Source organism: Aliarcobacter thereius LMG 24486 (assembly GCF_004214815.1).
Lineage (GTDB): Bacteria > Campylobacterota > Campylobacteria > Campylobacterales > Arcobacteraceae > Aliarcobacter > Aliarcobacter thereius.
Genome location: NZ_CP035926.1, coordinates 906381 through 921080 on the forward strand (window position 1 = coordinate 906381; position 14700 = coordinate 921080).

Annotated in this window: 14 protein-coding genes; 3 read left to right on the forward strand and 11 right to left on the reverse strand. The window is 26.0% G+C overall.

Features of this window, described 5'->3' with window-relative positions; translation table 11 throughout:
- Positions 1–158: 158 nt before the first annotated feature.
- Positions 159–815, forward strand: coding sequence for a S24 family peptidase (locus ATH_RS04680; protein WP_066183839.1), 657 nt, complete (start codon positions 159–161; stop codon positions 813–815).
- Between the two features lie 2 nt (positions 816–817).
- On the opposite strand, the gene ATH_RS04685 is transcribed toward ATH_RS04680, so the two are convergent.
- Genes ATH_RS04685 through mobB form a run of 5 tightly spaced genes read right to left on the reverse strand, consistent with a single transcriptional unit; the run spans position 818 to position 5339 of the window.
- Positions 818–1819, reverse strand: coding sequence for a peptidoglycan synthetase (locus ATH_RS04685; protein ID WP_066183842.1), 1002 nt, complete (start codon positions 1817–1819; stop codon positions 818–820).
- A complete protein-coding gene (gene metG / locus ATH_RS04690; RefSeq protein WP_066183848.1) occupies positions 1819–3786 on the reverse strand; it encodes a methionine--tRNA ligase in 1968 nt (655 codons plus the stop codon). Before metG ends, ATH_RS04685 begins: the two co-directional genes overlap by 1 nt.
- A 14-nt stretch (positions 3787–3800) precedes the next feature.
- A complete protein-coding gene (locus tag ATH_RS04695; protein WP_066183851.1) occupies positions 3801–4001 on the reverse strand; it encodes a hypothetical protein in 201 nt (66 codons plus the stop codon).
- On the reverse strand, positions 3994–4836 hold the full coding sequence (locus ATH_RS04700; RefSeq protein ID WP_066183854.1) for a class 1 fructose-bisphosphatase: 843 nt from the start codon (positions 4834–4836) through the stop codon (positions 3994–3996). Before ATH_RS04700 ends, ATH_RS04695 begins: the two co-directional genes overlap by 8 nt.
- 5 nt (positions 4837–4841) lie before the next feature.
- Entirely contained in the window at positions 4842–5339 is a 498-nt protein-coding gene (gene mobB, locus ATH_RS04705; RefSeq protein ID WP_066183858.1) for a molybdopterin-guanine dinucleotide biosynthesis protein B, read from the reverse strand.
- A gap of 102 nt (positions 5340–5441) precedes the next feature.
- Between mobB and ATH_RS04710 the strand changes: the two genes are divergently transcribed.
- Positions 5442–5918: a hypothetical protein gene (locus ATH_RS04710; RefSeq protein ID WP_066183861.1), complete on the forward strand. Its 477-nt coding sequence runs from the start codon at positions 5442–5444 to the stop codon at positions 5916–5918.
- Here ATH_RS04710 and ATH_RS04715 read toward each other — a convergent pair.
- The 6 genes from ATH_RS04715 to bamA all read right to left on the reverse strand — a co-directional run bounded on the left by ATH_RS04715 (position 5887) and on the right by bamA (position 13756).
- The gene (locus ATH_RS04715) at positions 5887–7560 is read right to left on the reverse strand and encodes a lytic transglycosylase domain-containing protein (RefSeq protein WP_119184226.1); all 1674 of its coding nucleotides are present in this window, start codon (positions 7558–7560) and stop codon (positions 5887–5889) included. The genes ATH_RS04710 and ATH_RS04715 overlap by 32 nt on opposite strands.
- Before the next feature lie 5 nt (positions 7561–7565).
- Complete coding sequence (locus ATH_RS04720) at positions 7566–7835, reverse strand: YggT family protein (RefSeq protein ID WP_066183867.1); 270 nt, start codon at positions 7833–7835, stop codon at positions 7566–7568.
- On the reverse strand, positions 7832–9133 hold the full coding sequence (gene gltX, locus ATH_RS04725; protein ID WP_066183869.1) for a glutamate--tRNA ligase: 1302 nt from the start codon (positions 9131–9133) through the stop codon (positions 7832–7834). The genes ATH_RS04720 and gltX overlap by 4 nt, the downstream gene beginning before the upstream one ends.
- Positions 9134–9137: 4 nt before the next feature.
- Positions 9138–10376, reverse strand: a complete 1239-nt coding sequence (locus ATH_RS04730) for a M16 family metallopeptidase (protein WP_083190943.1) — start codon at positions 10374–10376, stop codon at positions 9138–9140.
- A gap of 61 nt (positions 10377–10437) precedes the next feature.
- Positions 10438–11499: a dehypoxanthine futalosine cyclase gene (locus ATH_RS04735; RefSeq protein ID WP_066184386.1), complete on the reverse strand. Its 1062-nt coding sequence runs from the start codon at positions 11497–11499 to the stop codon at positions 10438–10440.
- Position 11500: 1 nt separating this feature from the next.
- Complete coding sequence (gene bamA, locus ATH_RS04740) at positions 11501–13756, reverse strand: outer membrane protein assembly factor BamA (protein WP_207501251.1); 2256 nt, start codon at positions 13754–13756, stop codon at positions 11501–11503.
- Positions 13757–13859: 103 nt separating this feature from the next.
- On the opposite strand from bamA, the gene ATH_RS04745 reads away from it, so the two are divergent.
- Positions 13860–14690, forward strand: a complete 831-nt coding sequence (locus tag ATH_RS04745) for a prephenate dehydrogenase (protein WP_066183877.1) — start codon at positions 13860–13862, stop codon at positions 14688–14690.
- Positions 14691–14700 lie beyond the last annotated feature (10 nt).

Sequence of the window (14700 nt, forward strand, 5' to 3'; positions counted from 1 at the left end):
CATACTCTCTCCAAATTAATTTTGAAATTTAAATGAAATAATATAGAAATTTACCTTTATAACTAGTTACGAATAATTTGCAATATATTATATAAAATATCTTGAAAAATATAACAAAATGTAATATAATATAAAAATATTTCATAAAGGAGTTGCTAATGATAATTATTGATGAAATTTTGGCAAAATTAAAAGTTGTATTAAGTTCTGACTTTAAAGATAAAAGGATATTTGATAAAGATTTAGCAGAAGCTTTAGATATAACACAAGCAAATTTTGCAACAATGAAAAATAGAGGTAAAATACCTTATTCAAACATTTTAAATTTTTGTGCAAAAAAGAAAATTTCAATAAATTGGCTTTTATATAATCAAAATCCAAATTCACTGATTGATAGTACAGATAGATATTGGATTAAATATTATCCAAGTATAAATGTAAGTGCTGGTGGTGGAGCTTATGAAGATGAAGATTTTTATGAAAGTTTAGAGTTACCAAGTTATTTTTTAAATATTTTAGGTGGAAAAGATAATTTAAAAAATATAGATGCTATTAATGTAACAGGTGATTCTATGGAACCTACATTAAATTCAAATAATATAATATTTATAGATAAAACAAAAAATGATTTATCAAGAGATGGAATATATGCTTTTACAACTCTTCATGGACTTTTTGTAAAAAGAGTTCAAAAAAGGGTTGATGGAAAACTAGATATTATTTCAGATAATAAGGATTATCCAATACAAGTTTTAGATAAACAAGATCTTAGTATTTTAGGAAAAGTTATTAGTTCTTTTGGAAAAGTATATTAATTTTAAAAAAGAGTTGGCAAGTTTTTAGGCTTTGAAAAATAGTCTAAAACTGTCAAGTAATCAAATCCTACAAGATAAATAGAGTTAAACTCAATATTATCTAAAATATTTTTTAAATCCTCTATATTTTTTATTATAATTTGTTCATCTTTGTTTAAATAATCTAAATAAGAGTTTGTAATAAAAATAGCTTTTGCATATTTGTAATACTCTTTTATAAATTTTATTTCAAATTCAACTAAATCTAAATTATTTTGACTTATTAAAAATTTATCACTTTTACCAAAATCTACAATATTTAAGTTTTTATCTAAAAATATTGCTTTTAAGTTCTTAAATCTATTTAGTTTTGTTAAATCAATATCATAATCTTTGAAGAATTCTAAGCAATTAATTAAGCTTTTTATATATAAAGCAGCTATTTTAATACGGTTATAAAATCTATTTTTATAAGAAAAACTCAATTCAAATAAAGAGTGAATAGTAAGATTCCTTATAGAGTGTTTATCTATTTCTTTATCAAAAATCTCATAACTTGAAAAGATGCTATTTAGCACCTCTTTGTTATTTGAAATTATAATACTATTGTCTTCTATGTTATCTATAAATCTAAATATTTTTTCTATGTTTTTTGGAAGAATGAAAATATCTTTATGATTGTTTGAAAATAGAGATTTTAGTAGATCATAACTAATATCAGTAGATAAATATGCTTTAATATTTTTATTTGCTAATTTAAATCTAAAAATAGAAAGAAGAGCTTTTTCTATATTTCTTACTTTTATAAATGCAACTTCAGTGTCACTTACAGAGAAATCTTCTTCAAATATAACAGCATAAGCACCATTTTTTATGGCAATATTCAAATCATCTATATTTCTTGCAATAAACAAATCAGCAGTTTTTACTTTTTCAGATTCAGTTTTTATACTATTTATAGATGTAATTGATGGAGTACTTAATAACTCTCCATCAATAATATCAACTATTGAAGAGATTTTCACTAGCTAATTTTTGTGCCAATTTTCTTTGGCTTTTCAGGTCTAATTAAAGATAAACCATCTTCATCTTTTGCTGCAAGAAGCATTCCTTCACTTAAATAGCCCATTAGTTTTACTGGTTTTAAGTTTGCAACAACACAAGCTTGAGTTCCTATTAATTCAGAAGCTGAGTAAAACTCTTTTATTCCAGCAAGAATTTGTCTAGTTCTATTTTCTCCTAAATCTACTTTTAAAATTAGAAGTTTACTAGATTTTGGAACTTCATTTGCTTCAACTATTGTTCCAATTTTTATTGTTGTTTCAAAAAAATTATCTATTGTTATAAGATTTAAACCATCTAATTCAAGTGGTTCTAACTCTTCTTTAGATTCATATTTAGAAACATCTTTTTGTAAAACTGTAACATCTGAAACTTCTGGTTGAGAAAGTAAAACTTCTTCAATTCTTGGGAATAGGGCATCTACTTTTGTGATTTTTATATCATCAATTAGTTTTTTCTCAATAATTAGTTTATTATAATTTTCAGTTGATATCTCAATTCCTAAAGATGATGCAATATCCTTTATTTTATGAGGCATTACAGAATCTAAAAGTAAAGAAGCTTTTGACATTATATTTGTAATTAAAGCAACAAGAGCCATGGCTTCATCTTCTTTGTTCTCTTTCATTAAATTCCAAGGCTCATAATCTGTAATTGCTTTATTTGCAATTGAAAGAGTTTTCCAAATTTCTTCAAGGTATTTATTTATTTGCATATTGTAAATATATGATTCTAAAGAGTCAATTATTGTATTTACTTCATCAAGCTCTTTTTTATGAAATTTTTCTACATCTTTCGAACTTACATTAAAGTTAAAATATTTTCCACTCATTCCAATAATTCTATTTAGTAAATTACCTAAATCATTACCTAAATCAGAGTTAATTCTATTTATTAAGGCTTTTTGTGAAAAATCCCCATCTTGACCAAAAGGTACTTCTCTTAAAAGAAAATATCTAAACGCATCTAATCCATAGGCATCTGCTACTTCTTTAGGATTTACAACATTTCCTTTTGATTTACTCATCTTTTCACCATCTCTTGTCCACCAACCATGAGCAGCAATATGTTTTGGAAGTGGTAAATCAAGACTCATTAAAAAAGCAGGCCAATAAATAGCATGGAATCTTAAAATATCTTTTCCAACTAAATGAATATTAGCTGGCCAAAAATCCATATTTTTTTCATCTGTTCCATAACCTAAAGCAGTTGTATAATTTAAAAGTGCATCGAGCCAAACATACATAACATGTCTTGGTTCATTCATAGATTCAGGAAGTTTAACCCCCCAATCAAAAGAAGTTCTTGAAATAGAAAGATCTTTTAGTTCATTTTTTACAAAATTTACAATCTCATTTTTCTTCGCTCTTGGTAAAATACAATCAGGATTATCTTCATACCATTTTAAAAGTTTATCTTCATATTTTGATAATTTGAAAAAATAACTCTCTTCTTTTACTAATATCGTAGCTCTTGCACACTCTGGACAAAATTGTTCATCCACAAGTTGAGATTCTGGATAAAAAGTTTCGCAAGGAACACAATAAAAACCTTCATACTCACCTTTGTAAATATCACCTTTTTCAAACATTTTAGAAAAAGCTTTTTGAACACCAACTTTATGATTTTCATCTGTTGTTCTTATGAATTGATCGTAAGATATATCAAAATCATCCCATAAAGCTCTAAATTTACCAGATATTTCATCTGCATACTCTTTTGGAGTTTTTCCTCTAGCTTCAGCACTTTGAGCTATTTTTTGTCCGTGTTCATCAGTTCCTGTTAATAAATAAGTATTATGTCCAACAAGTCTTGAGTATCTTGCTAACATATCAGCGATAATTGTTGTATAAGCATGACCTATATGAGCTATATCATTTACATAATATATTGGAGTTGTAATATAAACATTTTTACAAGATTTTTGCATCTTTTCCCTTTTTTCTAAAATTCAAATCCACCGCCTGAACCTTTGTTCATAGATTCATAAACAGCAATAACATATTTTTTTCTAAGCTCACAATCAAAGAACTCTTTGCAAGGCTTACAAGAAGATAAACTATTTTTAATTTGACAAGATTTTAACTCTTCTAATATATTTTCTAGTTTTTCTTCCCAAATATTTAAGTTTTTATCTTCAGACATTTTTTTTATAAACTTCTAAAACTCTATTTATTTCAATTTTTGAGCCAAAAAAACAAGGAGTTGTATCATGAATATGTGAAGTCTCTACTTCTAAAACTCTTTTTCTCCCATCAACCGCCATACCACCAGCTTTTTCATATGTTAAAGCAAAAGGAAAAACTTCAAAAAGTTGTCTTAGTTTTCCTTTTGGTCTATCACTTGTTTCTGGATATGAAAATAGCCCACCACCTTTTAACAAAATTTGATGTAAATCAGGAACCATTCCACCACTATATCTTAATCTATATCCATCTGTAAAAATATCATCTATTAATTGTTTATGAAATGGTGCCCAACAATTTTGTGTTGAACCAGGTGCATTTAGCTTACCTTTTTCATTTAAATTAATATTTTGAATAAATTTAAATTTTCCATCTAATAATCTATACATTTTTACATCATTTGTTGTTACAACCATTTCTACTCTTGGTCCAAAAACAACATAGACAGAAGCTATTATATTTTTTGCATTAAATTCATTTTCATATATTCCAAAAATTGAACCAACTGATAAATTTACATCAACTAAAGATGAACCATCTAAAGGGTCATAAGCAATTAGATATTTACCATTTGTATTTATATTTTTAATTTCATCTTGTTCTTCACTTACTATTGCTTTAATACTTGGAACTTTTTTAAAGATATCTTCAATTATTTGATCACTTTGAATATCAAGTTTTAATTGAGTATCTCCTGTGCTATTTTCACTCTCACTTTTACCTGTATCACCTGATTCAATCAGATATTTTATCTTTATAGCTGATTCTTCTATTGCATTAATTATTTCTTGCATAAACTTTATACCTTTTTAGCATTTTTATCTATCCAGTTTATTATCTCTTCTGGATTATTTAAATTTAGAACATCCAAACTTTTTGGAATTGATTTTTTATCAATAGTTTCGTCAATAGCCAGAGCATTTGAAACAGCAAAATAACTCTCATCAAGTTTATTTCTAAATATAGATATTCTAGGAAGTTCCAATGTTTTTAATCCTTCAACAAAAAGATAATCAAAATCTTCAAAAATAGAGATAAGCTCATTTATGCTTGAAGTACCTTTTTTAAATATTGTTGTTTTATTTGGACTTACAACAGCAACATCAGCACCTGTTTGTGAGAATTTAAAAGAGTCTTTTCCTTCTCTATCAAACATAGCTTTATCTTTTGGATCATGTTTTATGATACATACTTTAAAATCACTATCTTGTAAAATACTTGCAATTTTTACAATAACTGTAGTTTTTCCACTATTTGACGGGCCAGAAAATGCCACTATTAATCTTTTTCTATTCATAAGGTGGATTCTATCCAAAGAATTGTTAAACTCTATTTATAAAAATAGATACTAAAGTCTATTTTTAGTATAATTTTTGCTTTAAATATTTAGGAAAAGATTATGAAAAAAACAATATTAATAACTTTAATTCCATTTCTTTTTGTAGCTTGTGGCACAAAAAATAATGCTTTTAGATATTTTGACAAAGAAGAAACAGAAATAAATGCTATTAGAAATACAAAAAAAATAGATATTGTAAAGAAAAATGAAGTTGATGTTATTCTTATGGCAACATACTTAAATAAGATTGATTCAGATATAAGTAGCAAAGATGAAAAGTTTTTAATATATACTTTTTTTGCAAATCTTGAAGAGCAAGATTTTAGAAAAAACTCATATGAACTTTTACTAAATGGTAAATCTGCTAAACAGATTGAAAGTGTAGATAAAAGCAGTAAAAGATACAAAGATATTATGTTAAAGAACTCTTGGGGAAATTACTATATTGTAACTTTTGATAATCCACAAAAAGTTAAAGATTTAAAAATAGTTTTAAGACCAAAGTCTAATGATGCTGTTTTAAATTTTGAAAAATAGTAGATAGTGAGATTTTATTCTTACTATTTAGATGATTATTATATATATAGAAATTTGCTAAGACTCTTTTCCCATACTCTCTTGTCTCTTCATAAGATATTGACTCCATACTCAAAAATGGTTCAAACATATTTTTATCTTTAAATAAGCCTTTTTTTAATTGACTTTTTGTATATCCAGCTCCACCATTATAAGCATAAGCTATAAATAAAGGGTTTCCATTAAATTGTTCTATTAAATAATCTAAATGAAAACTTGCATATTTTAAATTTACTTTTGGAATAAATTGTTCATAAATACTATAAGGCTCTTTTAACTTTCTTGCTATATCTTTTGATAAAAAAGGCATTATTTGCATAAGACCTTGAGCTCCTGAAATAGATATAGCAGAAGGTATGAATCTACTTTCTTGTCTTGCTATTGAATATATTAAAACTTCTTTAAAAATTCCCTCTTTTTTTATAATATCACTATAAGGAGTTAAAAAATATTGTGTTTTATAGTTATTAAATCTTTCTAAAATATATGCTAAATGAGCTTTTGTATGTTGATTATTAAATATATCTTGATATTTATTGAATTTATCTTCATTAAAATCTGTTCTAATATCTCTTGCTATATTTAGCCAAGCAAAACTATCATAAATACTATAATCTCTATTTTTATCTTTTTTTAGATTATCCAAAGAGTAAATAATATTTGAATAGTTTATATTTAAAAGCTCTTTAGCATATAAAGAGTACAAATTTGTATCATAACTTTTTCCTAACTCTTCTAAATATGTTTTATCATTTGTTGTAAGATATAACCAAAATAGGGCATTGTCTTTTTGACTTCTTAAAAATGATTTTTTATTTGAGATATTAAAAAAATTATTTGCGTATCTTTTATTATTTAAATTAATTTCATTTATTCCTAATAAAAAAGAAGAACTAGCAGATAAATTATTATTTTGAGATAAGTGATGAAAAGATTTTTGAATAGTTTTAAAATTATTATTAAAAACAATAGCTCTTACAAATTTATCAAAATCTTTTTCTAAAACTAATTTATCCAAAAACTCTTTTTTATATGATTTATTAAAATATTTAAGTTTTAAGTCATTATTTAAATCAAAGAAAAAATCCAGAAATTTCTTTGGGTTTTTTAAAAGTTCATTATGAATACTACTAGAAGATATTATTTGTAAATTTTCTCTTAATTCTCCATTTTCTAGCTTTGAAATAAGAAGATGAAGCTCTTTTCTTGATAGTTTAAAAAGTTTAGATATAGAATCTAGGGATAAATTTATACAATCACTATTTTGAGATAATAAAATATCAAATGAAGCATTTTTACAAAACTCTTCCTCTTTATTTATTTCTTTTGGAAATTTTTGTAGATAAACTCTTTCTAAACTAGCATTATATGAACCTCTTCTTAGTTCATAAGCAATATCTGCTTCTTCTTTTGTAGTAGAATCATAATTCAAAAATTCAACAATAAAGAAATCTCTTTCACTAGATTTTGGCTTATCTTGTAACCAAGAAAGTGTTACCTTAAACTCTTTTTGCATAAAATCAACATCTTTTATATTTGCATATAAATAAAAAGATGATGAAAATAGAGTAAAAACTATAAAGAGCTTTATTTTATTAAACATAATTATTAGAATAAACTCTTTAAAAATGTTTCTAAAAATATTAATGCAAAAATCAATATAAGTGGAGCTAAATCCATTCCTCCAAAAGTTGTTGGAATAATAGATCTGATTTTTGCATAAACAGGTTCTGTTAATCTATAAAGCATTTGAACTATTGGATTATAAGGGTCAGGTCTAACCCAGCTTAAAATTGCTGAGATTATAACAACCCATTTGTATAGAAATATAATACTAAATAAAACAGTTAAAAAAGAGCTAATAAGTGCATCTATCATCTTGTGATTTCTCCTATGTAATTTTTAATGAATGGATAAATATCAGTAATATTTGGTCCATTTTCAACACCTGTTAATATATATCTTAAAGGTTTAAACAAATTTTTACCTTTTAATTGAGTTTGTTCAACTATATAATTCTTTAAATCTTCATACTCTTCAAAATAAGGTGCTTTTTGTAAAAGTTCTTTTATTAAAGTTGATTCATTTTCAAAACCTTCAAGAGTTGTTTTTATGCTAAAAATATTATCAAGTTTTTCTTTTATATCTTTTATTGTACTTGCTTCTTCTAAATATAGTTTTGCTAATTTTCCAATACTTTCATCAGCAAAACCTAATATTTTTGATAATCTCATTTCATCAAGAATTTCAATATGCTTTCTATTTATAAATCTTAGTTTATCAATATCAAATTTAGCTCCACTTTTTGAAATGCTTTCAATATCAAACCATGAAATAGCTTCTTCAAGTGTAAAAATCTCTTTTGGAGTTTTATTTCCCATTAGAACTAAATAGTTTGCAATAGCACTTGGTAGGAAACCTTGTTCAATTAACCATTTTACACTACTTGCATCATCTCTTTTACTCATTTTCTTACCTGTTTGAGCATTTAAAATTATTGGAAGATGAACATACTTAATCTCTTTTGTATATCCCAAAGATTCTCTAATATGAATCTGTTTTGGAGTATTTGAAATATGATCTTCTCCTCTAATTACTATTGAAATATCCATTAGCATATCATCAACACTACAAGCATAATTATATGTTGGAGATTTATCTTGTCTTAAAATAATAAAACTATCTATATCAAATGGTGCATAATCAAATTCACCTTTTAATAAATCTTTGAATTTAATATTATGATCTGGCTTTTTAAGTCTTACTGTAAAAGGAGCATTTGTATTTAAAACAGTTTCATCACTTAAGTTTTCACAAAAATTATCATATCTAAAAGGAATGGCTTTTTTTATACTCTCTTCTTTTAACTCTTCAAGTTTATCATCACTACAAAAACAAGCAAAAGCTTTTTTCTGAGTCATTAATTGTAGTGCCATCTTCTGATGATGTTTTATATTTTCACTTTGATAAAAAACAGTTTTATAATCAATAGAAAAAAGAGCTAAAATTTCTAAAATTTCTTTATCTTTACCTTCAATATTTCTTGCTTTATCAGTATCTTCAATTCTAATAATAAGCCCTTCATTTAACTGTTTTGATACAATATAGTTAAAAATAGCAACTCTTAGATTACCTATGTGCATATCTCCTGTTGGGCTTGGTGCAAATCTTAGCATATAATTAATTCCTTACAATAAAAAATGTTAAATTATTTAACTCTGTATGAGTTTTTATATAGTTATTTAAATCTTCAAGTTTTAGATTTTGGATTTTCTCAAGCTCATTTTTTGGATAATCTTGAGCTAATCCTTTAAAATCTAAAATAAAAGCTCTATTTAATCGCTGGGCTAAAGTTTCAGTTCTTAAAGGTTCACTTCCACTTAAGAAGTTTTTAGCAGCTTCTAGCTCCTCTTTTGTAACACCATTTTTTACAAACTCTTCTACTAAAGAGATTACTAACTCTTTTGCTTCATCACTACTTTCATTTTTTGTTTGTAAATATCCTGTGAAGCTTGAATAAGATTTATTAATATTTATAGATGCATAAGCACTATAAGCTAAACCTCTTTTTACTCTTATCTCTTCCATTAATCTGCTTCCAAAACCACTTCCACCAAGAATAAATGAAGCAACTTTTGCTTTATAATTATCTTCTTCTCTTTTTTGAGCATTAAAAGAGCTTCCAAAATAAATATATGCTTGTTCTGTATCTTTTTTAATGATTTTTAAATCTTTTTTTGAAGTAAAATCAATTCTTTTATCTTTTTCAATTTTACCAATATTTAAAGAGGTTAATATTGGAGTTAAAATATCTTTTAACTCTTCAAAACTAATATCTCCACCTGCAACTATTGTAAGATTATTTAAAGTAAAAGCATTTTTTATAAAGTTTTCTATATCTTTTAGATTTATATTAGATATAGATTCAACAGTTCCACTTGCAGGATTTGCCAAAGGAGTGTTTTTATAAAGTAGGGCATTTAATCCTTTACTTGCCATATCATCAAAATCGTTCTCTTTTCTTTTTAAATTCCCAATTGCCAAAGTTTTTACTTTTTTTAGTGCATCTTCACTGAAATTTGGAGATTTAATAAGTTTTTGAAACATATTTATAGCAATATCTCTTTTTTCATTTAAAGAAGATAGTTCTAAAATAAGAGTTTCAAAACCTATTGAAGAATATAGTGTTATGGCATTTTCATCAAGTTTTTCTGCAAACTTTGTAGCTTTTAAATTACTTGAACCTTCATTTAATATTTTTGAAGATAAATATGCCAATCCTTGTTTGTTTTCATCTTTTATAAAACCACTATTTTTAAATATAAATTGAATATTTAATATAGGTAAAGATTTTTGTTCTTCAAAAATAACAGGTATTTTTATACCATTAACTACTAGCTCTTTTTTTGTTGATGCCATTAAACTTCCTTGTAAAATAAAAAAAAATGAAAAGAATATATAAAATAATTTTCGCATTGTACTAAAATCTCTCTAAAACATTATAAGCTGTATCTCTTTTAGCTGGAATTTCTCCAATATCTTTTATTAATCTTATCATTTCGTCTTGATTCATTCTATTTGCAGCACCTGCAGCTTTTACAACATTCTCTTCCATCATTGTACTTCCTAAATCATTTGCACCAAATTTTAGAGCCATTTGCCCAATATATGAGCCTTGAGTCACCCAAGAACTTTGTAGATTTTGGAAATTATCCAAGTAAAGTCTAGCAACTGCTAGAAGTCTTAAATATCTATTTGATGATTGTGGTTTTATCTCTGGATGTTCTTTTATAAGTTCTGTATTTTCTCCTTGAAAACTCCACATAATAAAAGCTCTAAATCCACCTGTTTTATCTTGTAAATCTCTAATGTATTCAAAATGCTTTACTATCTCTTCATCTGTTTCAACGGTTCCAAACATCATTGTTGCAGTTGTTTTCATACCTATAGAGTGTGCATCTTCATGAACTTGTAACCACTCTTTTGAGTCTAGTTTTTTTGGAGCAATTATATCTCTTACTCTATCACTTAAAATTTCAGCTCCAGCACCTGGAACAGAGCTTAAACCTTTTGCTTGAAGTCTTTGTAAAACCTCTTTTTTTGTTATTCTTGATACTCTTGCTATAAAATCAATCTCAATAGATGAGAAACCATGAATAGTGATTTGTGGATATTTTGTATTAATATGACTTACCAAATCTTCATAATAGTCAATCTTTAAATTTGGATGAACTCCACCTTGAAAAAGTATTTGAGTCCCACCAATAGCAAGAAGTTCATCAATTTTTTTATCTATTTCATCAAATTTTAAAACATAAGAATCATCATCTTTTTTATGCCTGTAAAAAGCACAAAACTTACAATCTACCCAGCATACATTTGTATAGTTTATATTTCTATCTACTATAAAAGTTGTTAGTTTTTCAGGGTGTAATTCAAGTTTTTTAGCACTTGCTAATTGTGCAAGTTCTAATAAAGGAGCATTTTTTATCAAGTAAACTGCTTCTTCATTTGTTAATCTTTTTGTAAAATCTATTTTCATATTAAAAAGTTGCTCCAATTGAAAATTCAAAAGAAGATGTTTCATCACCATCTTCTTTCATAAGTGGTTTAGCAAAAATCAATTGAAGTGGACCCATAGGAGAGATCCACTCAAGTAAAATTCCTGTACCAGCTCTTGTAACATCATCAAAATTATTTTGACCTATCATAGCATAATCAATAAAAGCTCCCCATCTCATTTTAGCACTTGGAACTAGGGGAAAACTTATCTCTGCACTATTTGACCACATCTTTTTATAAGGATTTTGTCTAATTCCATCTTCATTTTTAGGAAAGGCATAAGATTTATAACCTCTTAAAGTTCTAGGACCTCCAAGATATAATGAATCTCCTTGATTAATTTGTCCATTATCAATAATAACTCTTGCTTGAGTTTTAAATCTAAATACCCAATCAAGATCTGTTAAATCTTCTAAAGAGTAAAAATATCTAATATTTGCACTTGGTTTTATATATTTTGAATCTCCACCAACTCCAGCATATTCGACAGAAAAGTTTGCTCTAAAACCACTTGTAGGAAAATAGTAGTCATTCGTATTATCAAAGTTTATATAAGGAGTTATAGAACTATTTGTATAATCTTGATCTTCATAAGGTAATCTTTCAGATGCTATAATCTTATCTTTTTCTCCTTGATTATATTTATATGATTCTTCAATAAAATCAAGGCTATAAGTAGCACCTAGATAAGTATTCCTAAAAATCTCTTTTCCGATACCCAAAGAGAAACCTTTACTTTTAAGTTCTTCATCATACATTCTTTTTCTAATCTCATAATCTCTTCTAAATGCTGTAATACTTCCATTATAATCACTATCATTAATAGCTGGGTTTGAAAGACTTAATTCATAAACATTTGATCTTTTTGATATATCAGCACTTAAAGCAAGTCTTAAACCACTTCCAAAAATATTTGAATCACTAATTGAACCATTAATCATAAATTTATCATATGAACCATATCCACCACCAAGCATTAAGCTTCCTGTTGGTGCTTCTTGTACTTTTACAAGTAAGTCCATCTTATCTTCACTAACTCTTTTTTCTTCTAAAATAACATTTTCAAAAAAACTAGTTCTTCTTAACCTATTTTTAGAATCATTAATATCTGTAAGGCTATATAAATCTTCAGGTGCTAAAAGAACATTTCTTCTAATAACTCTATCAAGAGTTCTACTGTTTCCAGAAATTTTTACATCATTTATATATACTTTTTTTCCTGGAATTGCATTAAATATTACATCAACTTTATGAGTTTGTTCATCTTTTTTTAGATCAAACATAACTTCAGCATAAGCATAACCTTTATTTGCAATTTGAGTTTTTATATACTCTTGATCTTTTCTTAGTTTAGCAATATTAAAAATATCATCTTTTTCTATTTTCAAATTTGCATGAAGTTTATCTATATCAACAATTGAAGCATCAGCAAATATTCTTATGTCATTTACAGTGTATGCTTCACCTTCACTTATAAAAAGGCTCATTTTAGCTTGATTTGACGCAAAATCTATACTCATATAAGGTTCTTTCACAACAGCATCAAGGAAGCCTTTTTCAAAATATAAGTCATTTACTCTTCTTGAATCATATTTTAATTGATCAATCTTTAATTCACCATTACTTCTTCCAAACCACCAAGAAAACCATTGTTGTTCTCTATTTGCTAAAACAGTATTAAAATGTTCTACATTTAAATTTTTAGCACCATAAAAGTTTTGTTCTTTTATGATTATTTCATCACCCTTATTAACATTTATAATAATACTAATTGAGTTATCATTTAAATTTTCAATATCAACTTCTACCACAGAGTTTATATATCCCTCTTGTTCTAAAATTTCAAGAAGAATTTTTTTTGCTTCTTTAATTTTTTTTGGGCTATACATTGAACCTTTGTTTAATTTAATAATCTTTTTTATTGCATCTTTCTCTTCAGTTCTCGTTTTATAACCTTTAATATCAACATTTGCAATAGATGGTTTTTCTTTGAATATGAATTTAATATTTCCATTTTCATGTTCTATATAAATATCTTCAAAGTAATCAAAACTAAAAAACTTTTTTAAAGCATCATTTAATTTATTTTCATCTAAAACTTCATCAACTTTAATATCAACCATCTCCGAAAGACTTTGTTCAGATATTCTGCTTGAACCTACATACTCGATAGCTTTTACCACTGTTGCATTAAGTGAAGATGCTATAAAAATAAATAAAATAATAAATTTCTTCAAAAAAATCCTTTAAAAAATAAAGCAATAATATATCCAAAAATAGTTTACATAAATCTAAAATAGGCTATACTTTCGCTCATTTTAAAAAGATTAAGGAATAATTTTGAATATTGGAATAGTTGGTTTAGGACTAATGGGTGGATCTTTCGCAAAAGCTGTAAAAAGATATGGAATTGCAAGTAAAGTATATGGTTTTACAAATAGTGGAAAAAATAAAAAAGAGATAGAAGAATTGGCTTTAGTTGATGAATTAGTTGATCTTCAAACTTTAAAAAAAGTTTGTGATATTATAATACTTTCTATTCCGGTTGATGCTATTATATCGATGTTTCCAGACTTTTTAGATATAGAAAGTGATAAAACAATTATTGATATGGGTTCAACAAAAGAGTATATTGTTAAAAATATTCCAGAAAAAATTAGAAAAAACTTTATAGCAGCTCACCCAATGACAGGAACAGAAAAATCTGGACCAAGAGCATCAATAGATAATTTATATGAAGGTAAAACAGTAGTTTTATGTGATTTAGAAGATAATGAAAATAAACATGTAAATAGAGCATTTAAGATTTTCCAAGAAATAGGTATGAGAATTGTTGTTATGGATAGTAAAGAGCATGATATTAATGCTTGTTATATATCGCATCTTCCTCATCTAATCTCGTTTTCATTGGCAAATACTGTTATGAGTTATCAAAATCCTAAAGAGATTATTGCTCTTGCAGCAGGTGGATTTAAAGATATGAGTAGAATTGCAAAATCAAGTCCAAGAATGTGGGGAGATATTTTTAAACAAAATAGAGAAAATATGCTTGAATCTATAAAATCATTTGAAGAACAGATGAGTAGAGCAAAAAAAATGATTGAAGATGAAAGATATGATGAACTTGAAGAGTGGATGAAAAAGGCAAATACTCTACATGAAATTTTATAAATAGTATAAG